This is a genomic window from Pseudonocardia sp. Cha107L01 (assembly GCF_052566575.1).
Genome location: NZ_CP199579.1, coordinates 4,138,237 through 4,163,530 on the forward strand (window position 1 = coordinate 4,138,237; position 25,294 = coordinate 4,163,530).

General features: G+C 68.7%; 28 protein-coding genes. 16 read left to right on the forward strand and 12 right to left on the reverse strand.

Annotation, left to right across the window (positions count from 1 at the left end; translation table 11 throughout):
• Positions 1–52: 52 nt before the first annotated feature.
• The 4 genes from ACTXG6_RS19475 to ACTXG6_RS19490 form a co-directional block, all read right to left on the reverse strand.
• Complete coding sequence (locus ACTXG6_RS19475; protein WP_445189226.1) at positions 53–922, reverse strand: MurR/RpiR family transcriptional regulator; 870 nt, start codon at positions 920–922, stop codon at positions 53–55.
• A 301-nt stretch (positions 923–1,223) separates the two neighbouring features.
• Positions 1,224–1,496, reverse strand: coding sequence for a 2OG-Fe(II) oxygenase family protein (locus ACTXG6_RS19480; protein ID WP_445190051.1), 273 nt, complete (start codon positions 1,494–1,496; stop codon positions 1,224–1,226).
• 24 nt (positions 1,497–1,520) lie between these two features.
• The gene (locus ACTXG6_RS19485; protein ID WP_445189227.1) at positions 1,521–2,027 is read right to left on the reverse strand and encodes a 2-oxoglutarate and iron-dependent oxygenase domain-containing protein; all 507 of its coding nucleotides are present in this window, start codon (positions 2,025–2,027) and stop codon (positions 1,521–1,523) included.
• A 66-nt stretch (positions 2,028–2,093) separates the two neighbouring features.
• The gene (locus ACTXG6_RS19490; protein WP_445189228.1) at positions 2,094–3,248 is read right to left on the reverse strand and encodes a cobalamin-independent methionine synthase II family protein; all 1,155 of its coding nucleotides are present in this window, start codon (positions 3,246–3,248) and stop codon (positions 2,094–2,096) included.
• 277 nt (positions 3,249–3,525) lie between these two features.
• Here ACTXG6_RS19490 and ACTXG6_RS19495 point away from each other — a divergent pair, with 277 nt between their 5' ends.
• The 8 genes from ACTXG6_RS19495 to ACTXG6_RS19530 all read left to right on the forward strand — a co-directional run bounded on the left by ACTXG6_RS19495 (position 3,526) and on the right by ACTXG6_RS19530 (position 9,915).
• On the forward strand, positions 3,526–4,221 hold the full coding sequence (locus ACTXG6_RS19495; RefSeq protein WP_445189229.1) for a phytanoyl-CoA dioxygenase family protein: 696 nt from the start codon (positions 3,526–3,528) through the stop codon (positions 4,219–4,221).
• A 71-nt stretch (positions 4,222–4,292) separates the two neighbouring features.
• Positions 4,293–4,883: a hypothetical protein gene (locus tag ACTXG6_RS19500; protein WP_445186885.1), complete on the forward strand. Its 591-nt coding sequence runs from the start codon at positions 4,293–4,295 to the stop codon at positions 4,881–4,883.
• A gap of 93 nt (positions 4,884–4,976) precedes the next feature.
• Complete coding sequence (locus tag ACTXG6_RS19505) at positions 4,977–6,434, forward strand: DDE-type integrase/transposase/recombinase (RefSeq protein ID WP_445186884.1); 1,458 nt, start codon at positions 4,977–4,979, stop codon at positions 6,432–6,434.
• On the forward strand, positions 6,431–7,243 hold the full coding sequence (locus ACTXG6_RS19510; protein WP_445186883.1) for an ExeA family protein: 813 nt from the start codon (positions 6,431–6,433) through the stop codon (positions 7,241–7,243). Before ACTXG6_RS19505 ends, ACTXG6_RS19510 begins: the two co-directional genes overlap by 4 nt.
• A 767-nt stretch (positions 7,244–8,010) precedes the next feature.
• Positions 8,011–8,418, forward strand: coding sequence for a DUF6292 family protein (locus ACTXG6_RS19515; RefSeq protein ID WP_445189230.1), 408 nt, complete (start codon positions 8,011–8,013; stop codon positions 8,416–8,418).
• Positions 8,419–8,687: 269 nt separating this feature from the next.
• Positions 8,688–9,209, forward strand: coding sequence for an STAS domain-containing protein (locus ACTXG6_RS19520; protein ID WP_445190052.1), 522 nt, complete (start codon positions 8,688–8,690; stop codon positions 9,207–9,209).
• A gap of 99 nt (positions 9,210–9,308) precedes the next feature.
• A complete protein-coding gene (locus ACTXG6_RS19525; RefSeq protein ID WP_445189231.1) occupies positions 9,309–9,593 on the forward strand; it encodes a DUF3040 domain-containing protein in 285 nt (94 codons plus the stop codon).
• A gap of 157 nt (positions 9,594–9,750) precedes the next feature.
• Positions 9,751–9,915 carry a group II intron maturase-specific domain-containing protein gene (locus ACTXG6_RS19530; protein ID WP_445189232.1) on the forward strand — a complete coding sequence of 55 codons (165 nt, stop codon included), beginning with the start codon at positions 9,751–9,753 and terminating at the stop codon, positions 9,913–9,915.
• A gap of 402 nt (positions 9,916–10,317) precedes the next feature.
• Here the strand turns inward: ACTXG6_RS19530 and ACTXG6_RS19535 are convergent, their stop codons facing one another.
• The 3 genes from ACTXG6_RS19535 to ACTXG6_RS19545 form a co-directional block, all read right to left on the reverse strand.
• Complete coding sequence (locus ACTXG6_RS19535) at positions 10,318–11,313, reverse strand: tyrosine-type recombinase/integrase (protein WP_445189233.1); 996 nt, start codon at positions 11,311–11,313, stop codon at positions 10,318–10,320.
• Positions 11,314–11,478: 165 nt separating this feature from the next.
• Complete coding sequence (locus ACTXG6_RS19540; protein ID WP_445189234.1) at positions 11,479–12,084, reverse strand: response regulator transcription factor; 606 nt, start codon at positions 12,082–12,084, stop codon at positions 11,479–11,481.
• A 538-nt stretch (positions 12,085–12,622) separates the two neighbouring features.
• Positions 12,623–12,907, reverse strand: coding sequence for a hypothetical protein (locus ACTXG6_RS19545; protein WP_445189235.1), 285 nt, complete (start codon positions 12,905–12,907; stop codon positions 12,623–12,625).
• 175 nt (positions 12,908–13,082) lie between these two features.
• On the opposite strand from ACTXG6_RS19545, the gene ACTXG6_RS19550 reads away from it, so the two are divergent.
• The 5 genes from ACTXG6_RS19550 (at position 13,083) to ACTXG6_RS19570 (ending at position 15,837) form a co-directional block, all read left to right on the forward strand.
• The gene (locus ACTXG6_RS19550) at positions 13,083–13,472 is read left to right on the forward strand and encodes a response regulator (protein WP_445189236.1); all 390 of its coding nucleotides are present in this window, start codon (positions 13,083–13,085) and stop codon (positions 13,470–13,472) included.
• A 427-nt stretch (positions 13,473–13,899) separates the two neighbouring features.
• Positions 13,900–14,103: a TetR/AcrR family transcriptional regulator gene (locus ACTXG6_RS19555; RefSeq protein ID WP_445189237.1), complete on the forward strand. Its 204-nt coding sequence runs from the start codon at positions 13,900–13,902 to the stop codon at positions 14,101–14,103.
• The gene (locus tag ACTXG6_RS19560) at positions 14,103–14,411 is read left to right on the forward strand and encodes a hypothetical protein (protein WP_445189238.1); all 309 of its coding nucleotides are present in this window, start codon (positions 14,103–14,105) and stop codon (positions 14,409–14,411) included. The genes ACTXG6_RS19555 and ACTXG6_RS19560 overlap by 1 nt, the downstream gene beginning before the upstream one ends.
• A complete protein-coding gene (locus ACTXG6_RS19565; RefSeq protein ID WP_445189239.1) occupies positions 14,408–14,998 on the forward strand; it encodes a YceI family protein in 591 nt (196 codons plus the stop codon). Before ACTXG6_RS19560 ends, ACTXG6_RS19565 begins: the two co-directional genes overlap by 4 nt.
• The gene (locus tag ACTXG6_RS19570) at positions 14,995–15,837 is read left to right on the forward strand and encodes an NAD(P)H-binding protein (protein ID WP_445189240.1); all 843 of its coding nucleotides are present in this window, start codon (positions 14,995–14,997) and stop codon (positions 15,835–15,837) included. Before ACTXG6_RS19565 ends, ACTXG6_RS19570 begins: the two co-directional genes overlap by 4 nt.
• A gap of 149 nt (positions 15,838–15,986) precedes the next feature.
• Here ACTXG6_RS19570 and ACTXG6_RS19575 read toward each other — a convergent pair whose 3' ends face one another.
• Complete coding sequence (locus ACTXG6_RS19575; RefSeq protein ID WP_445189241.1) at positions 15,987–16,967, reverse strand: RNA polymerase sigma-70 factor; 981 nt, start codon at positions 16,965–16,967, stop codon at positions 15,987–15,989.
• A 168-nt stretch (positions 16,968–17,135) separates the two neighbouring features.
• On the opposite strand from ACTXG6_RS19575, the gene ACTXG6_RS19580 reads away from it, so the two are divergent.
• The 3 genes from ACTXG6_RS19580 (at position 17,136) to ACTXG6_RS19590 (ending at position 20,587) form a co-directional block, all read left to right on the forward strand.
• Entirely contained in the window at positions 17,136–18,332 is a 1,197-nt protein-coding gene (locus tag ACTXG6_RS19580) for an NAD(P)/FAD-dependent oxidoreductase (RefSeq protein ID WP_445189242.1), read from the forward strand.
• Positions 18,332–19,147: a crotonase/enoyl-CoA hydratase family protein gene (locus ACTXG6_RS19585; RefSeq protein WP_445189243.1), complete on the forward strand. Its 816-nt coding sequence runs from the start codon at positions 18,332–18,334 to the stop codon at positions 19,145–19,147. The genes ACTXG6_RS19580 and ACTXG6_RS19585 overlap by 1 nt, the downstream gene beginning before the upstream one ends.
• 171 nt (positions 19,148–19,318) lie before the next feature.
• Positions 19,319–20,587 carry an MFS transporter gene (locus ACTXG6_RS19590; RefSeq protein WP_445189244.1) on the forward strand — a complete coding sequence of 423 codons (1,269 nt, stop codon included), beginning with the start codon at positions 19,319–19,321 and terminating at the stop codon, positions 20,585–20,587.
• A 792-nt stretch (positions 20,588–21,379) separates the two neighbouring features.
• On the opposite strand, the gene ACTXG6_RS19595 is transcribed toward ACTXG6_RS19590, so the two are convergent.
• From ACTXG6_RS19595 to ACTXG6_RS19610, 4 genes are all read right to left on the reverse strand, one after another.
• The gene (locus ACTXG6_RS19595; RefSeq protein ID WP_445189245.1) at positions 21,380–21,598 is read right to left on the reverse strand and encodes a hypothetical protein; all 219 of its coding nucleotides are present in this window, start codon (positions 21,596–21,598) and stop codon (positions 21,380–21,382) included.
• Between the two features lie 81 nt (positions 21,599–21,679).
• A complete protein-coding gene (dacB, locus tag ACTXG6_RS19600; RefSeq protein ID WP_445189246.1) occupies positions 21,680–23,368 on the reverse strand; it encodes a D-alanyl-D-alanine carboxypeptidase/D-alanyl-D-alanine endopeptidase in 1,689 nt (562 codons plus the stop codon).
• A gap of 169 nt (positions 23,369–23,537) precedes the next feature.
• Positions 23,538–24,329 carry an MBL fold metallo-hydrolase gene (locus ACTXG6_RS19605; RefSeq protein WP_445189247.1) on the reverse strand — a complete coding sequence of 264 codons (792 nt, stop codon included), beginning with the start codon at positions 24,327–24,329 and terminating at the stop codon, positions 23,538–23,540.
• Between the two features lie 104 nt (positions 24,330–24,433).
• Positions 24,434–25,240 carry a CPBP family intramembrane glutamic endopeptidase gene (locus tag ACTXG6_RS19610; RefSeq protein WP_445189248.1) on the reverse strand — a complete coding sequence of 269 codons (807 nt, stop codon included), beginning with the start codon at positions 25,238–25,240 and terminating at the stop codon, positions 24,434–24,436.
• Positions 25,241–25,294 lie beyond the last annotated feature (54 nt).

Sequence of the window (25,294 nt, forward strand, 5' to 3'; positions counted from 1 at the left end):
GGAAACACCGATCATGGGATAGACCCAGCAGGTCCTTGGAGAGTTCGCGTGGTCAGATTCGGTGTTCGGTGAGGATGTCGGCGCTGAGTTGTTGGGCGGTTCTGGCTCGGTCGATGTTGGAGAGGAACACGGCGACGTAGAGGGCGTCGAGCACGGCAATGTGCGCGATCCGGCTCGTGATGGCTTCCACGCGGAAGTCGGTTTCGCGGGAACCGGCGACGAGGGCGACGTCGACCAGCTCGGTGAGTGGGGAGTTGAAGAAGCTGGTGATCGCTACGGTCGCGGCGCCGGCGGCGCGGGCAGCGGTGACTGAGCCGAGGGTTTCGCGGGTCTGGCCGGTGTGACTGAAGCAGAGGCAGACCGCTCCTGGGCTCAGTAGCCGCGCGCTGACGTGTTGGACGTGCGCGTCGTGGGGCGCTTCGGCAGGTAATCCGGCGGTTCGGAAGCGATACCCCGCGTCTTGGGCAAGCGGTGAGGAGGTACCGACGCCGACGCATAGGAGTTGCCGTGCGTCCCGTAGAAGCGCTACAGCGGTGGCGAAGGCGGCGGGGTCTACGGTGTCGGCGGCGGCGGTGACCGCGGCCGCGGTGCTGGTCAGGACCTTGGTAAGGATCGTTGTGGGCGCGTCGCCAGCCATGACGTCTTCGTGCAGGCCGCGTTCGGGTGGGATGGTTTCGGCGGCCAATCGGATTTTGAGGTCGGTGAAGCCACGGAGGCCAATGTCTTGACAGAACCGCACGACGGTGGCGACGGAGGTGTTGGTGCGTTCGGCGATGTCGGTGACGGTGAGGTGGATGACGTTGAGGGGGTCATCCAGGATCATCTGACCGATGCGGCGGCCGCGCTCGGTCATAGCGGGCACGCGGGCCCGGATGTGTGCCAGCACCGACCCATGGGTCGAATCCGATGAAGCGGCGGTCACGGGTCGAATGATGACATGCCTTTCTCGTCGACTGATTGATCCGACGGCAGTGGGGCGGAGACATCCGTTGGCCGTCGTCGCCTCTTCGTTCTGTTGATGGCTGATCAGCTGTTCATGATCGGGCGGCCCATGGGCAACGGTTTGCCTCCGGTCTCGGTCGACGTTGCGTCCGCGTAGAGGTACACGGCGAGGGCCACGAAGGCGAACACCACCACACCGTCGGCGTGCGTGGCCCCAGTGGCACCGCTGAGTAGCCCGATGATCAGCAGCGCAAGTGCGATATCGACCAGTACGAACTAGATCACCGAGTAGCGCTGACGGTCGGCGGGTGGGTCAGTACGCGGTGCACGGTGGCCTTGAGGTAGCCGTGGGTGGTCAGTTGCAGCATCTCGCCGAGGTTGACCACCAGCGCACCGGGCAGCGGCGCGACGTCGACGAGGTCTCCGCCACGCTCGACCTGCAGACCGCCCACGGTGTCTTGCAGCACGAAGGTAAGCAGCCCGGAATCACGGTGTATACCCACTCCCTCGTTGGTGTCGTCGGTGCCCGGGGGCGGGTATCGGATCGCTTTGATGGTGGCCTCGGGGCCGGGATCAACTTACGCGTCGAAGCGGTCCTCGGGCAGGCCGAGGCAGGCGGCGATCGCCCGCAACATCCCGTGGCCGAGGGTGTTCATCTGGTCGCGCCAGGCCAGCATCGTGGTCTGAAACGCCGGGAGTCTGGCGGGCCATTGGTTTGGGCCGAGTAGCCGCTTCCACGGTGGGTCGCCCGCGGTAAGGGTGGGGGTGGGGCGTTCCGGGCCGAGGTCGATCTCCTCGCGCAGGTCGGCGCGGCCGTTGGTGAGTTCCCCGCCCAGGGGGGTGTAGCCGCGAAAGTGCGGCGAGTTGCCCGTGGCGATTGCCACCCGCTCGGCGTCGGGCAGAGCGAAGAAGGCTCGTGTCACGGCCTGGACCTGCTGGTGTAGTCCGTCGTCGATGCCGTGGCCGATCAGGTAGAAGAAGCCCACCTTGTGGCAGGTCTCGCGAACCTGCTCGACGAACCGTGCTCGGGCGACCGGGTCGGCGTCACCGTCGAATTCACGAAGGTCCAGCACCGGCAACGCCATTTCCTCAGCGGCTAGCGTCCTCGGCGCGGGCAGAAGACGGGGTTGTTTTGGCGTCGGGGATGGGGTTCACGGCCACAGCCGCTCGGTGGCCAGTCGGGCGCCGGCGGCGAGGGCGTTCAGCTTGGCCCAGGCTAGTGCTGGATCGACCGCCAGGAAGGTTGCGAAGGAGGCGAATCCGCAGTCGGTGGCGGGCAGGACGCGTTCGCGGCCGAGCAGGGAGGCGAACTGGACGATGCGGTCGGCCACCAATTCCGGGTGTTCGACGTAGACGCTGGAAGTGTCGATCACGCCGGGCATGATGACTTTGTCCTCGGGCACCGTGAGGTCTTCGAAGACGCGCCATTCGTGGGCGTGGCGGTGGTTAGCTGCCTCGAGCACCAGCCCGTGTGGGCGTAGCTGTAGAACGGTGGCGATGATGTCGCGCAGCTCGACGTCGCGGTGGTGGGGGCCTTGGTAGTTGCCGTAGCACAGGTGGACCCGAATCCGGTCGGGGTCGATGTCGCGCACGGCGTGGTTGATGGCCTCCACGTGAACCGCGGCGCGGCGCTGGAACCCCGCGAGGTCGAGGTGGGTGTAGAGGATGTGACGACCCATCGCGAGATCTGGGGCGTCGATTTGCAGGATGAATCCGGCGTCAGTGATTGCTTGGTACTCCTCGCGCATGGCCTCAGCCAGGGCGAACAGGTAGTCATCGGGGGTGGCGTAGTGCTCGTTGGGCAGATAGAGCGCGATGACGCCGGGCGAGGCCGCGTTCAGGAACGGCTCGACGGTGGGCTCGGTACCCAGAGCGGCGCGGAAGTTGTCCATGTCGGTCTGCAGTTCCGCGCGGCCGGTGTAGGTCACCTCGCCGACACAGGTGGGGGTGGCAGTCGCGAGCCCGGCCAGTGAGGACTGGGCCATACCGGGATAGTCGTCGAGGTCGGCGATGCTCAGCCCACCGCCCTCGGGCACCGGGGCCTCCTTGAACCCGGACAGTCGCTCCTTGGCGTAGGTCGCGTAACCGATCTTGCTCATCTCGCCGTCGCTGACGACGTCGACACCGTTCTCGATCTGCGTACGCACTGTGACCGCGACCGCGGCGGCGATCGCGGCGGGCAGTGCCTCGACCGCGGCCGCATCCAGAGCGTGGTTCTCGCGGGCCAGGATCATCTCGGCTAGCTCGCCGGGGCGGGGCAGGCTGCCGACGTGAGTGGTGAGGATGCGCTCGGTGCTGCGTCTCATCGATGTGGCTCCAGGTTAGGGATGGCGATACGTCCGGCAGGCCCCGACCATCGGGCGGACGACCGCGCTCGGGGTGCCGATCTAGCGGCACAGGTGGCGAAACTAGGGCCGCGATGAAGCTCATTACCAAACACTCGGTAAACAACGGAATGAAATTTCATTACATCTGGTCCGGAGCAGGTTGAAGATCAATTCCGCCCGAGCTAGCGTGGAGCCGCGATGCGGTGCGGTCGGCGGAAGACACCGCTTGCCTCTCTCGACTGATCGGGGTAGCAGCATGACCACTGCACGACCAGGACCGAGCCCGACCTTGACCGGGCTCGATGTCGAAGCATTCACCCGCGAGGGCTACGTGCCGGTGCCTGACTTCCTCTCTGACGCCCAGCTGCGGAGGCTGCGTGGCTGGATGAGTGAGATCGAGGCCTGGCCCGCCGACGGGGACGGTTGGTTCCAGCACGACGAGCTGGGCGAGCGAGGGGTGGTGCGTACCCGCACCGAGAACTTCTCCCCCTTCCACGACGGGTTGCGCGCGCTACTGACCACCGGCGCACTACCGGCAATGGCCGGACAGCTACTGGGGGAACCCGCGGTGCTGTACAAGGAGAAGGTCAACTACAAACACCCGGGCGGCGCGGGGTTCGCCACACACCAAGACGCACCCGCCTACCCACACTTGCCGGTCAGTGTGAGTTGCCTGCTCGCGGTGGACGACGCCACCGTGGAGAACGGTTGCCTGGAACTCGCCGCGGGAATGCATCAGCAGCTGCTACCCACCGACGACGATGGGTGCGTCCGCCCTGACATCACCACCGCCCTGACCTTTCGGTCGCTGCCGGTCTGTCAGCCGCCGCTGGGGATGACGACGGAGTGCCGGGTCTGCGCCGTTGAGCTTGCAGATCCGGTCTGGTTCGGGCGAGTCGTGTTGACCGTGTTCGTCGGCGCCGTCACCGTGACGATCTTCGGGTCGGGGTAGGCCACGGCCCTCCCGCTGTGTCCTTGGCCGGAAGCGTGCGGGAGGGCCGTGTGGTTGCGCTCGGAGGCGCGATGCTCACGGTAGAGACCGATGTGGTCGCGGTCGAGGAACGTCTCCGATCGGGGCAGTTGGTGTGTCCGGGATGCGCGGGCGTGCTGGCCGGATGGGGCCGGGCTCGCGCCCGGACGGTCCGCGGGCCGGACAGCCCGGTTCGGATGGTGCCGCGGCGATCACGGTGCACCGGCTGCCGGGCGACGCATGTGCTGCTCCCGGTGGTGGTGCTGGTCCGCCGCGCGGACACCGCCGCGGTGATCGGGGCGGCGTTGGCGGCGAAGGCGACCGGTGTCGGGCACCGCCGGATCGCGGCGTTGTTGGCCCGGCCGCCGGAGACGGTGCGTGGCTGGTTGCGGCGCTTCGCCGCCCGGGTCGACGGGGTCCGCGCGGTGTTCACCCGGTGGTGCCGGGCGCTGGCGTCGGATCCGGTTCTGCCTGGGCCGGCCGGGTCGGCGTGGGCGGACGCGATCGCCGCGCTCACCGCCGCTGCCGCGGCGCTTGCGACCCGGTTCTCCGTCGTCGAGGTGCCGGTCTGGCAGGTAGCCGCCGCGGTCTCGGCAGGCCGGTTGCTGCTGCCGGGCTGGCCCGCTCTGACCGGGCGGGGCTGATCAACACGAGTTGCCCCTGATGCTGGGTGATCTTCCTCGGTGAGGCTCGCCGCTTGTTCTGTCCGACGAGCGTGACGAGGAGGTGGCTCACCCATGGCAGTGAGACACGACGAAATAGCGGTACGAGCGGAGCGGGCCCGAGCGATCGGGCTGTTCCGCTATCAGCTGATCCGCGAGGCCGCTGACCCGCGGCTGTCGAGCAAGGCCCGGGGCCGGCTGGTCCGTGAGATCGCCGCGCGTGAACACCTCGACCCAGCCGGGCGGCGCCGCACGATCTCCCGCGACACGCTGGACCGGTGGATCCGGGCGTGGCGCCGGGGTGGGTTCGACGCGTTGGTGCCTGACCCGCGCCAGTCCGCACCCAGGCTGCCGGTCGAGGTGATCGAGATGGCGGTCGCGCTCAAGCGCGAGAACCCGTCCCGGACCGCGACTCAGGTTCGGCGCATCCTGCGCTCTCAGATGGGGTGGGCGCCCGGGGAACGAACCCTGCAACGCCACTTCGCCCAGGACCCGCGGATCGCCGCCGCGCTCGGGGCGCTCGCCGCTGGCGGACCCGGGAGCGAGGCGGTGTTCGGCCGGTTCGAAGCTGACCGGCCCAACGAGCTCTGGACCGGTGACGCCCTGCACGGCCCGACCGTCGGCGGCCGCAAGACGTATCTGTTCGCGTTCCTCGACGACCACTCCCGGGCGATCGTCGGGCACCGGTTCGGGTTCGCCGAGGACACCGTGCGCCTGGCCGCGGCGCTGCGCCCGGCGCTGGGCTCGCGCGGCGTCCCAGACGGGGTCTATGTCGACAACGGGTCGGCGTTCGTCGATGCCTGGCTGCTGCGGGCCTGCGCGACACTCGGGATCCGGTTGATCCACTCCACCCCGGGCCGACCGCAGGGCAGGGGGAAGATCGAGCGGTTCTTCCGGACCGTCCGCGAGCAGTTCCTCGTCGAGATCACCGGGAAGCTCACCGGCGAGCCCGGCCGGCACCTGGTCGCGGATCTGGACGAGCTGAACCTGTTGTTCACCGCCTGGGTCGAGACCGTCTATCACCGCCGAGTCCACTCCGAGACCGGGCACCCACCGCTGGCACGCTGGCACGCCGGCGGCCCGTTCCCGCTCCCCGCACCCGCCGCGCTGGCCGAGGCGTTCCTCTGGGAGGCCCACCGCACGGTCACCAAGACCGCGTTGGTGTCATTGCAGGGCAACACCTACCAGGTCGACCCGATCCTGGTCGGGCACCGCGTCGAGCTGGTGTTCGACCCGTTCGACCTCACCACAGTGCAGGTTCGGGTGCGTGGTGTCCCAGCCGGGACAGCGATCCCGCACCGCATCGGCCGCCACTCACATGTCAAGGCGCGACCCGAAACCCCACCTGAAGCGCCCGCGGCGACCGGGATCGACTACGCCCGCCTGATCGCCGACGCGCACCAGACCGAGCTCGCCCACGGCGTCAACTACGCCGCGCTGAGCAACGCCGCCGTCGAGCTGCCCGGTCAGCTCGACCTGCTCACCGGCACCGAGCTCAGCGCCGGCGAGATCAACCGGGAGGTGGCGTCGTGATCGACCGGCTGCAAGGTTTCTTCGGGTTCACCCGCACCCCGTTCGGCCGCGACCTCGCCCCCGGGATGCTGCACCGCCACGCCAGCCACGGCGAGGCCGTCGCCCGAATCGGCTGGTGCGTCACCGAACACCGGATCGGAGTGATCACCGGCGAGGTCGGGGCCGGGAAGACCGTCGCCGTCCGCGCCGCGCTCGCCGCCCTGGACCCCACAAGACACACCATCATCTACCTGCCCAACCCAACCGTCGGGGTCCGCGGCATCCACCACCAGATCGTCGCCGCCCTCGGGCAGCGACCCCTGACCCACCACGCCACCCTGGTCCCACAGACCGTCGACGCCCTCGCGGTCGAGCAGGTCGAACGCGGCCGCACCCCCGTCGTGGTCATCGACGAAGCCCACCTGCTCGATCACGCCCAGCTCGAGTCGATCCGCATGCTCACTAACCACGACATGGACTCCACCAGCCCGTTCGCCTGCCTGCTCGTCGGCCAGCCGACCCTGCGGCGAAGGATGAAACTCGGCGTCCTCGCCGCACTGGACCAGCGAATCGGACTGCGCTACGCCATGCCCCCGATGACCGGCGAGGAGACCAGCAGCTACCTACGACATCACGTCGCACTCGCCGGACGGTCCGACACCCTGTTCTCCGACGACGCCACCGCGCTAATCCACCAAACCAGCCGCGGCTACCCACGCGCGGTCAACAACCTCGCCGTCCAGGCGCTGGTCGCCGCGTTCGCCGCGGACAAGGCCATCGTCGACGAGTCCTCCACCCGCACCGCCGTCGCCGAAGTCACCGCCGACTGATCACGACCACGCCACCCTGACGACCACCGCGCCACCCCGACGACCAGGCCCCGTCCGGCACCCGCCGACGGGGCCTGCTCACGACCCCGACATCGGCACACTGAACGACGCGGTCGTCTGCATCCTCAACGGCGGCCAACACCCTGACCTCGGATAACGCGCCGCCGGTGTACCGGCGGGAAGCGTGTCGCTGGGCGGGTCGCTAGGCAATCCGGGCGGCAACGCAGCTCTCCGGGTGACGGTGCTTGTCGCCGGCGGGCTCGCGGAGTACGCATGGCATACGGAACTTCGGCGGGCCACGGTCGCGGCGGAGGAGAAGCCTCGACCCCCCTTGCTGAAGCTCCCAGTAGGAGTGACCGGGCACCCACGCCACGCACGACGCGACGGACGCGACGCCGTGCGGTTTGCGACAGCCCACGACGGGCGTGAGCTGCCGCCGAGACCAGCAGACACGGCGCATTGTGCACCGCTTGGTCACCCGATACTCCTGCTGACGGACGGCGCCCAAACCCTGCCGGCGCCGTCCGTCCCCACATCCGGCCCGACCGCCATGCGCGAAAGGGATAGAGGCGAAATCCCATGTCGACGCCCACCCGCGACCCCAGGCCACCAGCGCTCGAACCGCCGCGCGGTCTCGGCGGTCGCGGCGCTGATCCGACAATCCCGAATCAGCGCAAGCACGCCGTGCAGCGTGCGGCGGGAGGAGACCCGGGTCGGCTCCGGGGGTCCGGTTGCGCCCAGCCGGGTCTACCGATGTTGACCAGCGCATGCTGGTGATCGGCTACCTGTCCACGGTCGCCAGCCGGCTCGACGAGCGCGGTTTCCTGGTGCGTGCGCTGCACGCGCAGGGGCCGAGCTCGCCGACGCTGTGGGGTGAGCTCACCCTGGACCCAGCCCACCCCGCGCGCCCGTCGGGCTCAGGCTGGGCACCGGTGCGGTTGCGCTGGGACCAGGACAGCGGCTTCTCCGCCACCCTGCTCCCCGGCGGCGGTGAGGACGGTGAGGGCGGTGAGGGTGGTGAGGAGCGCCTCGCGGTGTCGCGCTACCTGCCCGGGCAGCTGGTGCCCGCCCCCGTCACGGTGGCTCACTTCGTCGCGGCGTTGCACACCGACGCCGCCACCGTCTGGCCTGCGCGACGTTCCGCCCACCGCGCCCGGTTGACCGCCGGTGGCTGATCGTGCAACTGGCCCGGTTCGCCATGCCGGAGCCTTGGTGAACATCGACATTTTCCGGCCGCCGTGGGCATCGGTCCCGGCTCCGCTCGCCGGCGGTGGGCCAGGGTGCCGGCGGTGGCCAGGACCACCGGTGCGCCCAGCGTCCGTCCGCTAGCACGATCAGCTAGCGAGGCCTCGGCGCTGGTGCGCAACCGGCGGTGGATTTAGGCTGATTGCTTGACGCCCCGGACCCCGGCGGATTCCGCCATTGGCCGGAAGGGGTCTTGGCCATGTCCGACCGTACGCGGCGTTGGGGTGTGGCCGGCCTGTACGCGGTCCCCGATTCCCCCACTGTGGCCGCCCCGTCGTGTTCATGTGCCCGTGAGGTTGTGTCCGCGCCAAACGGGCGGGTCGTCGTGGTGCGAGTGACAGGAGAGATCGATCGATCTAGCGAAGCGTCGCTACGCGCGGAGCTGGATCACGCCTGGCCTCGCCGACCTGCTCACCTGGTCGTAGATCTGAGCGGCGTCACCTTCTGCGACTGCGCGGGTTTTGCCCTACTCGCCGACGCCGCCGTGCGGGCGGTCGTGGGCCGGATCGGGTTCTCCGTCACCGGGCTCTCCTCACAATTACAGCGCCACTCAGGGCTGATCTGGGCCAGCGACCTGCCGGTACGCCATCGCAGCGTCGCGCATGCGGTGATGGCCTTTCGAGCCAGCCAGCCGGCCTGTGTAGGGCAGGTCGCCGATTCCGGACAGACCCCGGAGGGGGACAGGCCAGCGCGGTGCCGACAACATCGGTCGGGTGCCTGACGCCGGCGACGGCTTTGGTGGTGGTGTGTTGATCCCGGTGCCATGTCCGCCGCTCCTGTCTGCTCTGACCCGTTTGTCGCGGATGTTGGTCGATGCCCCATGACCACGTTGTCGCGGAGGGATCGCCGGGTCCTTCGCCGTATGGAGCGTTCACTGCGTGAGGACGATCCGCAGTGGGTCAGCCTGTTCAGCGAGATCAGCGCGAACCAGCCTCAGGTGCTCGGGACCCGGTTGTGCGTGGTGTTCCTGTCGCTTGCGGCGGCACTCATCCTGGCTTCCGTCGGACTCGACGATCGAGAGATGTATCTTGGAGGTCTGACCGTCCTGGGGCTGTTACCGCTGGTCGTCGTACTGGTGATGCTGGCTGACAGGGGCCCACCGTGATGCAAGCTGGAAGCCGCCGCCGGGCCGCGACGCGCAGGCCTGATGGCGAATCCTCCAAGCCCTTCTTGACGAAGTGACGGTTAGATCCCTCGACACCGGCCAAGGACTTCGACAGCTCCAGGTACGTGCGACGAAGTTGGCTGCCTCTGACATAGGCATGGTCTACACCTACCCATCGAAGAAGTCGCTCGCTTCGATCAAGGCGAAGATCAGGCTGCTGACCCGCCGGAAGGCTCATCGCACGCTCGCAGACCTCCTGCGTCGGCTCAACCCGACGATCAGGGGCTGGTGCACCTACTTCCAGCACGGGGTATGCCGGTGATCCAATCGCGGAGCCGGTGCCCGCCAGATCCGCCATGCCTGTCAGCGCCCGGCCCCGTCCCGTTAGGACGGACGGATGCTGACCCGCTGGCATACGAGTGGTTGGCCCACGCGGGACGTTTGAGCCAGCGGCCGGTGGGGCACACTTCGCGCTCATATTCCTCGACTTGCCACTCGTCGCTGGGGAGCGGATTGGTGGCGGCCCTCTCAAACCAGCGGCGCCGGGAGCGAACAATCCAGTCGGCCGTTGCCGCCTGACCGCCGCTAGGTCTGGGCGCCGATTCGCTGGGGAGCGACCCTGAACTTGCTACCCACCAGACGGTCTGATCGCCATCGGCCATTCCGGTTGAGCGGGCACCACGGTGATCCGCGCAGCTGCGCAACGCATGGGCCGCGTCGAGTGTCAGGCCAGGTAGGCGGCGAGGGTGTAGGAGGCGTTGCGGTCCAAGCTGTGGCGGGACCGGTCGTAACGCCGAGTGGTTCGAGGGTCGCGGTGCCCGGCGAAATCCTGCACGTCGCGCAGGGACGCCCCGGCGTCCAGCGCCAAAGTGATCGCGGAGTGCCGCAGCGAGTGCGGCGACAGCGCGGCCCAGTGCTCGATCCCGCCGGCGCGGGCCAGGCGGCGGACCACATGCCACAGCGCGGCCTGATCCAGCCGGCCACCGGTACTGGTGGCCAACAGCGGCCCGGTCACGTCCGCGCTGGCCAGGTTCGTGCTGGCCACGGGTGGCCGACCGGCCACTCGGTCAGCGGTGGTCGCCGCGGGGCCACGGTCGTGGCCGAGGTCGGCCACATCGGCCCGGGCCAGCTCGTCGACGCGGAGCCCCTGGTGTAGCAGTACCCGGATCGGGGCCGCGGCGCGAAGCCGGGTCGGGCCGGTGTCTGTGTCCGCGGCGGCGAGCAGCGCGCGGGCCTGGTCGCGGTCCAGGCCGACCGTGGTGGTGTGGTCGGGGTCGACCCGGGGCCGGCGCACGGCGGCGGCGGGGTTGGCGGTGACCAGGTCGTGTTCGCCGAGGTGGCGGTACCAGCTCGACACCGCCGACAGCCGGCGGGCCACGCTCGAGGAGGCGGCCCCGGCATCCAGCAGGCCTCGGGTCCACAGGTCGACGTGGATGCGTCGGACGGATAGGACGTCGATTCGGCGGTCAGTGAGCCAGGCGAGCCAGGCGGCCAGGTCGGCGGCGTAGGCGCGGCGGGTGCGGGCCGAGCGGTAGCCGGCCAACCAGGTCGCGGCCATTACCCGTTCCCGGGTCGGCCAGCCGGCCAGCACCGGGTGCTCGACATCGAGCGTGGCCAGTAGCTCGCCGGTCACCTCGTGGCCAGCGACGGTTGCCGGCGAGGGTAGCTCGTTGACCGCTGGACCGCCGGCGGCCACCGTGGTGGTCAGGGCGGTAGCCACGACCCCCCTAGTCGCCATCGTGGCCGCAACCTGTCCCGGATCGTTCATGGCCATAGTCTGGCTGTGGCCCCCGACAGGGCGGTCAACATTCAGTCACCCGGGCAGGGCATGACGAACGGGTCGGCTCCGCCGCAACGGGGCGGAGGACGATCCGAGTTCCTCACCTCAGGTGAGGAGGCTGTGGCGGAAGCCGTGCGCGACGGCCTCGGCGCGGTCTCCGACGCGGAGTTTGCGAAACATCCGGCGAGCGTGGGTTTTGATGGTGTCCTCTGTGAGGAACAGCGCTCGGCCGATCTCGGCGTTGCTTTTGCCTTCGCTCATCCCCAGCAGTACCTGGTGCTCGCGCTCGGATAATCGCGAGGGGTCTTTGGTGGGTGTGGCCGGTGCGGTGCGCAGCGTGGTGGGCGCGGTCAACGCGTGTGCCAGGGTGGCGACCAGGCTCGGGCGGGCCGCGTCCCATCGCAGGTAACCGCGGGCGCCGAGGGCCACGGTCGCGGCGATGGCGTGGGTGTCGTCCGGGGCACCGAACATGAGGACGTTCGCGTCGGGATGCGCGGTGAGCAGTGCCCGCAGCGTGATCAGGCCAGCCCGTTGTCCGGGGTGAGTGCCCAGCAACACCAGGTCCACGGTTCGTGCGTTGTAGTGGGCCAATACCTCGCTGCTGGCGGTGCCGCAGCCATTGATGCGGCTTCCACCGCCCAGCGTGGCCAACACCGTGGCCAGCCGGTCCCGCACCTCAGGATCGTCCTCGCAAATCAGTACCGACCTCACTCACAGCCCCCTGTCCAGCCAGCGCATAGCGTCCCTCGGCCGAACCCGGCCGTACTTGCTCAACGACCACTACCCACCGTGGTTGTTATATCTGTGACTAGTCACACCTGCAGGTGACTAGCGGCCCCGCCGACGTTGAACGGAATGACAATTATGTAACTTGTGGTGACACCCTGTGATCCGGCCATGACTTAACATCATTCTTCCCGGCGTGGTCGGCTTCGTTGAAGCCTGTGTTCATCATCAATCGGGGCCGCCGCTGCAGCGGCGGCTGGGTGAGCGGGGTCGTCCCCGTGGCGCTGGGGAGCACACGCGGCCGACCCCCAATCCCCCCAGTCACGCCGCCCGCACTGGGCACAGCGTCCCGCCACAGTCGCAGGAAGGACTGACAGCCCGATCTCGATGATGGGGTGTCGTGATCTTTTCGGCACCCGCGTCGTTAACCTGTGGCCGCCGCCGGTCTCCGTGGCTGGTTCCCATCCGTCCGAGCATCGGATGTCCGGTCAGGGGACCGGCGGCGCCGTGACTGCGTCGCTGCTCATTCGGATGTGCGCAGGTAGCGGCGAAACAGTTCGATCGCGGCTCGGGCCTCGGCCACCTGGGCGTCGTTCGCTCCACATTGGTTCAGCTGGGTGTAGTAGGCGTCTTCGGAGTAGCTGTTGCCCTGGTCCCGCTGGTCTTGTCGCCAGCGCAGGAAGCGCTCCAGGATGTCGGGGCACTGGTGGCGATCGTTGAGCGGCGGCCGTTGGCGCGCCAGCCAGACGATGAAGCCGGCGACTGTCGACTCAACCGAGGTAGAGGTCAGGGGTGCGGCACTCGGCATGGTTCTCCCGGCGGGTGTGCGGAATCCGAACATGCCAGGTTAGTCGCCGCGTAGGACCACGGCGGCCTCGTTCACTCGGCGGCGCCATGACCGACTATCCGCAGCTGGCACGGCGCGAGCGGCGGCCCGGCTAGCTGGAATGCGTCCCCGCCGTGCGGGGTGTGATGCTGGCGCGGTGCTTCGCTGTCTCATCATTGACGACAACCCTCGCTTTCTGGTCGTGGCGCGTGCCGTGCTTGAACGTGACGGGATCACGGTCGTAGGTGTGGCGTCGGGCACGGCCGAGGCGCTTGCGCGCGCGGAGGAGCTCCGGCCGGACGTCACACTGGTGGACATCCATCTCGGCGACCAAAGTGGCTTTGACCTGGTGCGGCGACTTCATGGCACGGCGAGCCTGGCCGGGTCGCGGACAGTCCTCATCTCGACCCACGCCGAGGAGGACTACGCCGACCTGATAGCCGCAAGCCCCGCGATCGGGTTCTTGCCCAAGACCACCCTGTCCGCGCGCGCCATTCGGGACCTGCTCGGGCCATCGGATATCTCCCCCGCAAACCCGACGAAGTAGGCACCGGGCATGGGCTCAACGCAGTCTCGTTTGCGGTGGCTACCTAGTGGGTCGACCGTGTCGCGCCGACCGTCGTCGCCGGGCCCGTGACGTGTTCGCTGCGACACCGCCACGGCACCACCGTCACGATCGGGGGCGTTCCCCGTGGTCGCCGCGAGGGTGCCTTGGGGCAGCCAGCCGGCGACCTGTTTACGGTGATCATCCGCGCCGAACTGTAGCCCGTCGACCGATCACCACGAGCCGTCCTTGCTACGGGAAGTGGACCAGCGTGAACCCCCCAGGACCAGCAGCGGGTCCTTCGACGTGGTTGGTGGCTGACGAGCTCTTACGCCGTCGTCTTCTCAGCTCACGCGGCGGCTGGTTCCCGGCTACACCTGGACCCCCCACAGCAGCTCACACGGCTCCGGGCGGTCGCCGCGCGGCGCTGGTGAGGGCCGCGTTCGACCTGATCGCTCAGAAGGGCCTGGAGGGGTTGCGGCTGCGTGACGTTGCCGCGGTCGTGGGCTTGGACCACTCGACGTTGCATCACTACTTCCCCACCAAAGAAGACCTGATCGTAGAGGTGGTCGGCTACGCGACCGGGCAGCTCGCTACGACAATGCCGCCCGAGGGCACCCCGCCGAGCAGGTGATGCGACATCTGCGGCTGATGGGCCAGGCGATTCAGGACCGCACGGAGCTCTTCATCGTGCTGTGCGAGCTGAACCTGCGCGCGAACCGCGATCCCGCCATCCGGGCGATCATCGACCGCAGTGATCAGGACTGGCAAGGACCCATCGAGACCCGCCTCGCGCAGCTGGCATGGCTGCCCGGTTTCGATGCCGCGCTGGTCACCTCGTTGATCATTGCCGCGATCAAGGGAACGATCTTCAACCTGGCCACCGCGCCCGAGATTCTCGGGCAGCTCGAGCGGCTGCTCAGCCAGGCGCTGGCCCGATGACGGACGGGGACAACAACGTGGAGCACGCAGTCACCCAGATTTCCGACTACCTACCCGGGACTTGGACGATCGACCCGGCGCACAGCACGGTGAGCTTCCTGGTGCGCCATCTGCTGGTACACCAGGTCCGAGGCACATTCAGCGCGTTCTCCGGTCGGATCGTGACCGGAGAACGGCCGGACTCGTCCTCGGCAACCGGCAACGTCGAAATGGCCTCGATGGACACCGGCGACCCGCGCCGGGACAGGGGCACGTTCGCCAAGGACCCGTTCGACATCGCCCACCACCCCGTGATGACGTACCGCTCGACCGCAGTCAGCTCCGACGACGAGGCATGGCGTCTCGACGGCGAGCTCACCGTGCGAGGAGTTACTCGGGCGGTGGCGTTGCAGGTGCAACCGCCGCGGTTCTTCCGCGATGAGAGCGGACAGCATCGGGTCCGTTTCACCGTGACGGGCCGCATCGACCGGCAGGCGTTCGGCGTGCGGTTCCCCATTCCGCTGGATCGCTTCGGTGTGCTGGCCGGCAACACCATCGCCCTCGACCTGGTCATCGAGGCCGCGCTGACCGCGGACGACCCATCATGATCTTGGTAACCGGGCCGACGGGCAATATCGGTCGTCATGTCGTACGCGGGCTCCTGGGCGCCGGTGAACCCGTGCGGGTAGTCACCCGCAATCCGAGCACCGCCTCGGTGCCGGCCGGCGCCGAGATCGCCGCCGGCGACCTGACCGATGAAGAGTCACTGCGTGAGGCGTTCACCGGCATCGAGCGGATGTTCCTCTATCCGCCGGCCGACTCGACCACCGGCACCGCGGCACTGACCAAGCTGGCCCGCGAACAGGGCGTGCGGCACGTGGTGCTGCTGTCCTCGCAGACCGTTCTGCACCCCAGTTCAGGGCTGATCGGGCAGATCCACCGCATCGCCGAGCAGGAGGTGACCGACTCCGGCCTGGACTGGACCTTGCTTCGCCCCGGGTCGTTCGCCACCAACACCCTGAACTGGGCGTGGTCCATACGCGCCGATGGGGTGGTGCGCGGGCAGTTCCCCGGTGCCTCGACCAATCCTGTGCACGAGGCCGACGTCGCCGCGGTCGCCACGATCGCGCTGCGCACCGAGGACCACATTGGCGTCACGTACCACCTGACCGGGCCGGCGGCGATCACCCAGCTCGAAGAGATGCGGCAGATCGGTGACGCCATCGGGCGCACGCTGCGTCTCGAGGAACAGACGACCGGGCAGGCCCGCGCGCAGCTGGCCGGGTTCGCCTCGCCGGCGATGGTCGAGGCGATCATCGGCTACTACGGTGCGGCCGCCGAGTCCGGCGAACCAGCCTCCGTGGTACCCACCGTCGAACACATCACCGGCCGACCCGCCCGGACGTTCGCCGAGTGGGCACGGGAGCACGCTGACGACTTCCGCTAACGCAAAACTCCGGTACGACCCGACGGCTCTGCCAACCGGCGGCGGCGTAGTCATCGACAAGGGCGGGGCTGGACGGGACGCAGGCCCGGGAAGAGTCAGCCCGGACGCGACAGGTTGGTTAGGAGCGAACCCGATCGGCGTCTAGAAGATCATGTCTGCAGACCCGATCTCCTACCGGTGTCGTCGGTTGCGCGGCTGTCGTCGGTTGCGCGGCCGCCGCGCAGCGGATGGTCGGTGCCGATCAGCGGGCCGAGGTGGCGCAGTTTGTCGGGGTTGACGATGGAGCGCACGGCCTGGACGGAGCCGTCGAGGATGTCGATGGCGAGCACGTTGAGCAGCCGGCCCTCGTCGTCCAGCAGCAGCGCGCCGGGCTGCCCGTTGACCTGCACCCGCTGAACGTGCAACCCGAAGTCGCCGATCGCGCCCGACAGTGCGGTCAGCAGCCGCATCACCTTGCCCCGGCCGTTGACCGGGCGCGGCAGCGACGGGCCGTTGCCACCGCCATCGCCGTAGGCGACGACGTCGGCGGCCAGCATGGAGACCAGCGGCTCGAGCTCGCCGTCCCCGATCGCGTCAAAGAATCGGGCGGCCAGTTGGTCGCGTTCGGCCGCGTCGGCGTCGAAGCGGGGCTTGCGCGCGGTGATGTGCCGGCGGGCCCGGGTCATCAGCTGCCGGCAGCCGGCTTCGCTGCGGTCGAGGATTCCGGCGATCTGCGGGTAGTCAAACTCGAACACCTCGCGGAGCAGGAACACGGCCCGCTCTGTCGGCGTCAGCGTCTCCAGCAGCACCAGGAAGGCGATCGACAGCGTGTCGGCCAGCTCGACCCGCTCGAACTCCGGTATCGCCTCGGTCGAGACGAGGGGTTCGGGCATCCAGGGACCGAGATAGGTCTCCCGGCGCACCCGCGCCGAGCGCAAGTGATCGATACCAAGCCGGGTGACCACGGACGACAGGTAGGTCTTCAACGAGCTGATCTCGACGCCGCGTTCCTGAGCGCGGCGCAGCCGCACGTACGCCTCGGAGACGACGTCCTCGGCGTCGGCAACGCTACCGGTCATCCGGTAGGCCAGCGAGAACAGCAGCGGACGCAACGCAATGAACTCTTCGGTCAACGGCTCGCCGCCGTCCATCACCGGCACCTTCCTGTCTGCGTCTGGGTCCCCTGCAACGCCTCGTCCTCAAGACGAGGCAGCCCCCGCAGCTGTGACAGGGGTCGCGGGAAGGAGTGTCACAGCCGGCCGCCCTCCGTCGTCTCAGAGGCTGCACGGACCGGTTCGACGCGCAAGGAGACGTGTGACATGACCCACCAGGTAGTGATCATCGGGGCAGGCTACGCGGGGCTACCGGCCGCACGACGCCTTGCTCGCCGGGTTCGATCGGACGAGGTCACCGTCACGCTGATCAGCGCGTTCGATGATTTCGTCGAGCGGCCGAGGCTGCATCAGCTCGCCGTCGGGCAGCCCATCGAGCTGGTTCCGCTGGCCCGCTTCCTGAAGGGCAGCGGGGTCAAGCTGGAGGTGGCGTCGGTGACCGGCATCGACCTGGATCGCAACGAGCTGCGCACCACCGACGCGCGGGGCACCCAACGGGCCGTGCACTACGACACGCTGGTCTACGCGCTGGGCAGCAACATCGACGTCACCTCGGTCTCGGGGGTCGCCGAACACTGCGTCCGCCTCAGCGGCGTCTCGGCCGCGCTCGAGCTCAACACCCCGCTCGCGGGCCTGGCCGCCAGGGGGGCCGACGTCGTGGTCTGCGGCGGCGGACTGACCGGGATCGAGATCGCGACCGAGATCGCCGCCACGTACCCGACGCTGCGCACCCACCTGGTCAGCTCCGGCACCCCCGGCGGCTGGCTGTCGGACAGGGCCCGCCGCTACCTCGCCGCCACCTTCGACGAGCTCGGGGTCACGGTCGTCGGCGGCGCGCGCGTCCAGCAGGTCGAGTCTGATCACCTGGCGCTGACTGACGGCCGCACCGTGCCGTTTGAGCTGTGCGCATGGGCCGGCGGGTTCACCGTGCCCACACTGGCCCGCACCGCAGGCCTGACGGTCAACGCGGACAGCCGCGCGCTGGTCGACACGACGCAGCGGTCCGTGTCGCATGAGAACGTGTATGTCATCGGCGACGCCGCCGCCGTCGCCGGCACCTGGGGTGACCAGCTGGCCATGGGCTGCCGCACCGGTGGATTCACCGGACCGCAGGTGGCCGACACCATCGCCGCCCGCCTCGCCGGTCGGGAGCCGAAGAACTTCACCTTCCGCTACATCCACGAGTGCATCAGCCTCGGCCGCCGCCACGGCCTGGTGCAGTTCCTCAACCCCGACCAGACCCTCAAGGACAGGATCCTGACCGGGCGCGCGGCGATCGTCTACAAGAACGCGACCCTCAACGGGGCCAAGGTGCTGTTCCGCCACAGCGGTCCGATGCTGGCCCGCCGCCGCGCCGTCCCCGCATCCGCGGGGGACATCGCCATGCGATCGACGGCGCGGTGATGACTCCCACCGGCGCGGGTGGCCGCGTGCTGCTGGAGATCCGCGACAGCGTCGCGCACGTGACGCTCAACCGCCCCGACAAGTTCAACGGACTAGACCGTCCGATGCTGGACGCCCTGGTGGTGACGGCGGGCCGGATCGCGGCGGATCGGTCCGTACGCGTCGTGATCCTCGCCGGCGCGGGCGCAGCATTCTGCGCCGGTCTCGACATCGCCTCCTTCGGCACCTCGCCCGCGTTGCTCATCCGGGCCGGGCTGAAGCTGCCGGGCCGGCGGACGAACCTGTTCCAGCGGTGCTGCTGGGTCTGGCGCGAGCTGCCCGTCCCGGTAATCGCGGTGCTGCAAGGGCACTGCTTCGGCGGTGGACTGCAGCTCGCGCTCGCCGCCGACTTCCGCTTCGCCGCGCCCGACTGCGACCTGTCGATCATGGAAGGCCGGTGGGGGCTGATCCCGGACATGACCGGATCGGTGACGTTGCGCGAGCTCGTCCCGATGGACGTGGCCAAGCGGCTGATGATGACCGCCGAGACTTTCGACGGCTGGCAGGCCCGCGAGTTCGGCCTCGTCACCGGCGTGTCCGACGACCCGCGCAAGGACGCCGAAGCGCTGGCCGCCCAGCTCATCGCCCGCTCTCCGGACGCGCTGACCCTGGGCAAGCGGCTGCTCCACCGCACCTGGAACCAGTCCCCGCGCCGCGCCTTCTGGACCGAGCTGGTGTTCCAGATCCGGCTGCTGCGCGGGGCGAACCACCGCATCGCGCGCGCCGCGCACCGGGCCAGGGAGCGCCCCTGGTTCATCAACCGCCGGGTCCGCTGAACCCGGCGCACACGCGTCCACGTCGCCGACGGGTCACGGCGATCAGACCAGGCACGAACGCAAGCGGGCTGGGGGCACGGTGGTGAGCTTTCAGGTGCTGGGCCGGTGCAGGTCCTCGTTGACGGGCAGGGGCCCTTACGGCGACTCGCCCCCTTCGACGTCGTGATACCCGTGCCTCACGCGCCAGCACGCGTCGCGCCGTGGCGCCGGGTGTTCTACGGGTGGTGGATGGTGGCCGGCCTCGCTGTCACCGAGATGGTCTCGTGGGGCGTGCTCGTCTACGCCTTCTCGGTGTTTGTCGTGCCGATGCGCGCCGAGCTCGACTGGTCGACGGCTCAGCTCAACGGTGCGTACACCACGGGAATGGCGGTCTCTGGTCTGGTCGCCGTCCCTGTCGGGCGTTGGCTGCAGCGCCACGGCGCCCGATGGGTGATGACTGCCGGCAGCTTGTTCGGGCTCGCGGCGCTGCTGGTGTGGGCACACGCCGTGTCCCTGGTCACCTTCTACGCGGCGTTTGCCCTGGCTGGGCTGGCCATGGCTGCCACCCTCTACGAACCGGCATTCGCCGTCACCGCGGCCTGGTTCAAGATCCATCGTGACCGCGCCGTGCTGGTGCTCACCATCGCCGGCGGCTTGTCCGCCACCGTGTTCGTCCCACTTACCGGCGTCCTGATCAGCGCGTACGGCTGGCGCACCACCCTGGTGCTTCTCGCGGTGGTCGTGGGCGTGGTAACGGTACCGCTGCACGCCGGGTTGCTGCGGCGCTGGCCTTCTGACGTGGGAGCACACCCCGATGGGCGCTCCACCGACGTCGAGGCGGCGGCACAGCCGGACACTGTCAGCGGGGCGATCACCCGGCGCGCGTCGTTCCGTTGGTTCACTCTCCACCTGACCAGCCATACCGCCGGGAAGCTCGCGGTGACCGTCATCCTCGTTTCCTACCTGACCGACCGCGGCTACTCGCTGTCCCAGGCCACCGTCGCGGCCGGCGCCGTTGGCGCTTTCCAGGTCCTCGGGCGGCTGACCTTCACGGCGTTGCAGCGATGGTTCCCTCCACAGCGCACGGCGATTCTGATGTTCATCGCGCAGGCCCTCGTCCTGCCCGCCCCGCTGCTCACCACCGGCCACACAGCGGCTGCCACCGATGTCATCATCACGTTGGTCGTGTTCTTCGGCCTCGGATACGGATTGCCCGACCTACTGCGCGGCACCCTGCTCGTGGACTACTACGGCCCGAGCCACTACCCCGGCATCAACGGAGTCGTCGCGATCGTCGTCGTCGGCGCGCGGGCCCTCGGCCCCCTACTCGCCGGCCTCGGCATGACCGTCGTCGGTGACCACTCCGCCACCCTGGTCGGTGCGGCGATCCTGATGGTGATCAGCGCCTACGCCCTACACCGCGCCCACCACGCGTTCACCAACGAGACCGCGAGCCGCTGAGGAGCTCGACACGCACCGCGTTGCTGGCCGAACTCAGCTAGGACGCGCACTCTGTTCACCGACCCGGCCCACTTCACCGTGCGCCGCCCATGACGCCGCCCCGACAGTTGCCCGCCGCGCTACGCGAGCGGCTGTGCGAAGCACCCATCCCGACCAGCTCAGTAGCTCCTACCAGGTCCGCGTCGTGGCCGGCGGCGCACTCCAGCCGCTCAGTCAGGGGAGCGCACCCGGTGACAGGATTCCAGGTCGGTCCACTCGATGCCGCTCACCGGGACTCGCCGCCTTGGGAGATTCGGCGGGGCAGCTGGCGGCCGTAGGCCAGGCCGTCGCGGATGTCCTGGTCGACCTCGTACTCGGTGCAGTCATTGCCGATCGGCGCGGGTTCGGTTTGTGTGGAGGGGCGGCTGCCGCAAGCCCGGACCAGTTCAACACCTCAGCTAAGAGCCACCTGTCGGTGATCCGCACTGACGCGGGACGTGGCATGACGCAGCAACTGGTAGACGGCGGCGAGCGCCGCTCGGATGGGGATGGCGTACCCGTGGCCCTCGGGTGCACCGTCCGAGGTCAACTCGGTCGCTACGGTCACCCCGATGACCTGTCCGCTCACGTTCACCCTCGGCCCACCCGATTCGCCCGGCTGGACCCCGTTGTATGCCTCGATGAGTCCAGTTAGGCGCCGGGTCTGACCGGTGGTGGACTCGATGCTCTGCTGCAGGCGAGTGACCGGCCCCCACTGAGTACGCCCACCGCGATGAGTTGGGGGTGGGCGCATCAGTGTGTGCTTGGTCGCGGCTATTTCAGCAACGGCTTGCCCAGGGGTAGCGGCTTGCCGCCCGTGGCCACGCCCATGGCGTCGAGGAACAGGTAGATGCCGAGCCCGGTGAACAGGAACACCAGGAGTAGTGCCAGGTCGATCAGGGCGAACAGCACGGTGAACGCCATCGGCAGTCGTAGCGAGGCCAGAGTCAGCCTTACCACGATCACCAGCCAACTGAGCGCGAACACCGACACGGGGCAGCTGTGTACCGCCACACCGGCGGACCCGGAGGTCCAGCCGGACTCATCGCTGACGGCGGGGCGGCCAGGATCGGCTCAGCGGGTCTCGTAGAGGTAGTTGGAGATGATGCCCTCGTCGTTGAACACCTCGAGGATGCTGGCAGCGATCTGGTTGGGACTGACCGAGCCAGCGTTGTTCACCATGATGACGAAGGCCAGTCGGTGACCGTTCTTGGTGTCGATGTAGCCGGCGAGGTTCTGAGCCACGAGTTCCAGCGTCTTGCCGTCGGGGCTCGGCAGGACCGTGGTGCCGGGTTTGGTGAAGACGTGCCCCTTGGCCGGCAGGTTGGTGCCCGTGGTGACCATGGAGCCGTCGACGCCCAGTACCGGCAGCGCTGCGTGGAAGTCGGCGGCGACCGGGGTTGTCGACATCTTGGTCAGCAGCTGGACGAAGGCCCGGGGCGTGGCCCGGCTGTCGGGTGAGCCGCTGCCGTTGGTCGGGAAGTCGAACTGGTCGCCGCTGATGCCGTAGTCGTCGATGAGCGTCTTGCGCTCGTTGGCCAGTGCCCCCTGGATGGTGTCCTGGCCGCGCGACTGGCCAAATAGGCTGAGCAACAAGCTGGCGCCCTGGTTGAGGCTGACCTTCAGGACGAGCTTGGCATCCTGCGACAGCGTTGGTGAGGTGAATGCGGCCACCTGCGTGTCGGCCGGGTAATCGGTGCCGGGCGGCGGCACCGAGACCGGGTTGAGAGCAACGGCGGGGGCCGAGACCGTCACGCCCTGGCGCTGCAGCGCCTCGATGAAGGCGGTGCGGGCGTAGGCGTCGGGGTCCTCAATTCGGAAAGTGTGGATCATCGAGGTCCCACCGGTGACCGGCATCTTGTAGTCCCGCTCGATCGATCCGCTGATCGTTCCTTTGCACCCGGGTTGGCCGAGACACGTGATGAGGTTGTCGTCGGAGAGCTTCACCGTCTCCACGCTGCCCGGGGCGCCGGTGGTCACGGTGCTTTCCACGGTGAAGGCCACGGTCTTCGGCCGGTAGTCGATTCTTGCCGGGCGGCCCGGCTGGGTCGGGGTGATGGTGACGTCGACGAGGTTCTCGTTGACCAGCATCGGGGTGATGAGCTGGTTGCCGTTCGGTACCCGGTACGGCGTGAAGAAGCGATCGTCGATGGCCACCTCGCCATGGACGGCCGTGATGCCGGAAGCCTTCACCTGGGCGGCCAACTGATCGAGGGCATACAGCGGGCTCTGCGGGGTGAGCTGGGCCGTACCCAGGGCGTTGGCGTCGCCGTGGTCGAAATCGGTCACCTGAATCGTGTTGGCGTTGATGCGCCTGCCACCGAAGGTGAGGTCGCCCTTGGCCACCAGAATCAGGTTTCCGTTGAGGACGCCCTTTCCATCGACGCTCCCCATTCGGTAGACCGGGGTGACCTCGCGGTGGTCAGCACCCAGACCGTTGAGGGCCGTGCCCACCGAGAACAGCTTGCGGGTCGAGCCGGTGAACGACATCCGGTCGGCGTTGAAAGAGAAGAAGGATTCGCCGGTCTTCAGGTCGGTGGCCAGCAGGCTCCATGTCGCGTTGCGGTACCGGGGCTTGCTCATCACCGCCTTGATCGGGTCCGGAAGGCCGGAGTCCGCCACGCTCGTCGCCGGTGGCGTCGGGCTCGTCGAGGCACCCTCGCTGTTCCCCTGGTTCGGCTCGGTACCGCACGCGGCCACCAGCAGTCCGATGGTGAGGGCAAGACCGAGAACGAGCCGACGGGGATCGGGGCGGGGTGGCATCGGGCCCTCCATAAATTCATCCAGCATCAATGTGGATACAGTTCTTAGTCGGAGGCGGTGGGCATGGGCGCGACGACGGCCGGGTTGTCCAGCGACGGACGCGACCAGGGTGGGTCGACGCCTCCGGACTCGGGCCGCAGTCCGATCTCGCGGAGTTGGTTGGCGGCCATCATCCCGGTGAATATCGGGTTCGGGTTGGCCCCGCCGACGCCAATCTCGACGAGGGCGTCCGCGTAGCGCTCGACGAAGTCGCTCGGCCGGATCGGCCTCCCGTCGTTGGTGATAGCGAGCGCGGCCTCCTGGAGTGCGGTTGCCTGGTCGAGGAGCCGGTCGAGGTACGACGTAGCCTCAGGTGCAGGACCCCGCTGTCGCTCAGGTGCACGATCACGTGCCCGGCGCAATGACCCTGGCTGCGCAGCACCCGGACCGCGCCGTCGGCGAAGCTCCAACCGGTGAACCGTGCGGATCCGATCCGGATGCGCTGCAACGGCAGCTGCTCGTAGGTGCGGGTCGCGGCGGCGAAGGGACGCAGCGGCTGGAACATCGACACGATCTTGTTCCCCGCCGAGGACGGGGGTGCGGGTAACGGGACCACGCCCGTGACCCGGGAAAATGAGTTCACCCAGGACGAGGCCGGATCCCGCATCTGGTCGAGGTCCCGGACGGGGACGTAGTGCTCGACCGGGACGCCCAGCTCGTCGGCGAGGTCACTGTTGCCGATGTGGTCGAGGTGACCGTGGGTGGTCAACACGACCGCGCGGGACCAGTCCCCGACGCGGCGGGTCGCGGCCTTGAGTGCCGCACGAAAGGCCGTCGTCACTCCGGTGTCGACCACGACCAGGGTGTCGCCGACGCGGTGGACCAGAGCGTTGGCGACGTCCGGCTGGTCGGCTGCGAAGTCCAGCTCCTGGCCTAGGACCAGGAGGGTACGGTCGTCGATCTCGAGCAGCTCACCGAGCATCGTTGTCTCCTGTCTCCTGTCTCCGTGTCTGGGTCACCCAGTCGCTCGACGCCCGAGGTAGGAAGTCCCCGGGGAAGTCCCGAGTGTTGGTAGAGGCCAGACGTTTAGCGCGGCAGGGCGGCCGGATTCGACTCCTGTGACCGCCGCTCGTGGAGGCTGAGTCGGCCCCGTGTCGCCGCTACGACGATGACTGCCACCGCACCGAACCCGACCAGCTCCGGCAGCAGGCCGTAGTCATTGAGCAGCGGGGCGGGGAAGAGCGGCGCCACGACCTTGTTGGCGAATGTGTTGAAGGACGCGTGCATGAGCATGGTGATCAGCAGGCTGCCCTGGGCGTTGTTGAACACCCACGTCATGACGATGGTCAGCAGGGTGATCATGACGGTGAACATGACGATGTTCGGCACGGTGGGCGGCGTCCACACCCCGCTCCAGAACAGGGGGAAGTGCCAGAAGGCCCACAGCACGCCCAGGAGGGCGCCGCCGCCCAGCGGCCCGCACGCCGCCTGCAGGCGGGGTAGCGCGAAGCCGCGCCAGCCAGGCTCCTCGCCCAACGGCCCGCCGAGGACGAACGTCGAGACGAACGCTTGTAGCGGCTGGTCACCCGCAGCTCTGCCTTTCGCTGAGGTCCATCGCGGTCCGGGGTGCCGGCCTCGCTCACAGGCACCCGGATGCTGCCCAGGGCAGGGTGCGCAACAGCGTCCAGTCCGGCAGCACCCCTTGGCGACGATCTCGCGGCACGGCCAGGTTTCACGTAAACAGACCGCTCGGCAACCTCCAACGCCCCGTACATGTGACACCTGACATCCGGTCCAGGGTCCGACCTTCGTGCTGGAGGACCGCTCCGCGCGGGTACGGGGCGGCGTGGTCAGTGGCGGCCGAGCGCGGTCGCGACGGCCGCCGTCGTTCATGCCCCTGGCGGATCGGGACCCGCCACGCCGCGTCCGTGGGTTCGCGTTCGGCCC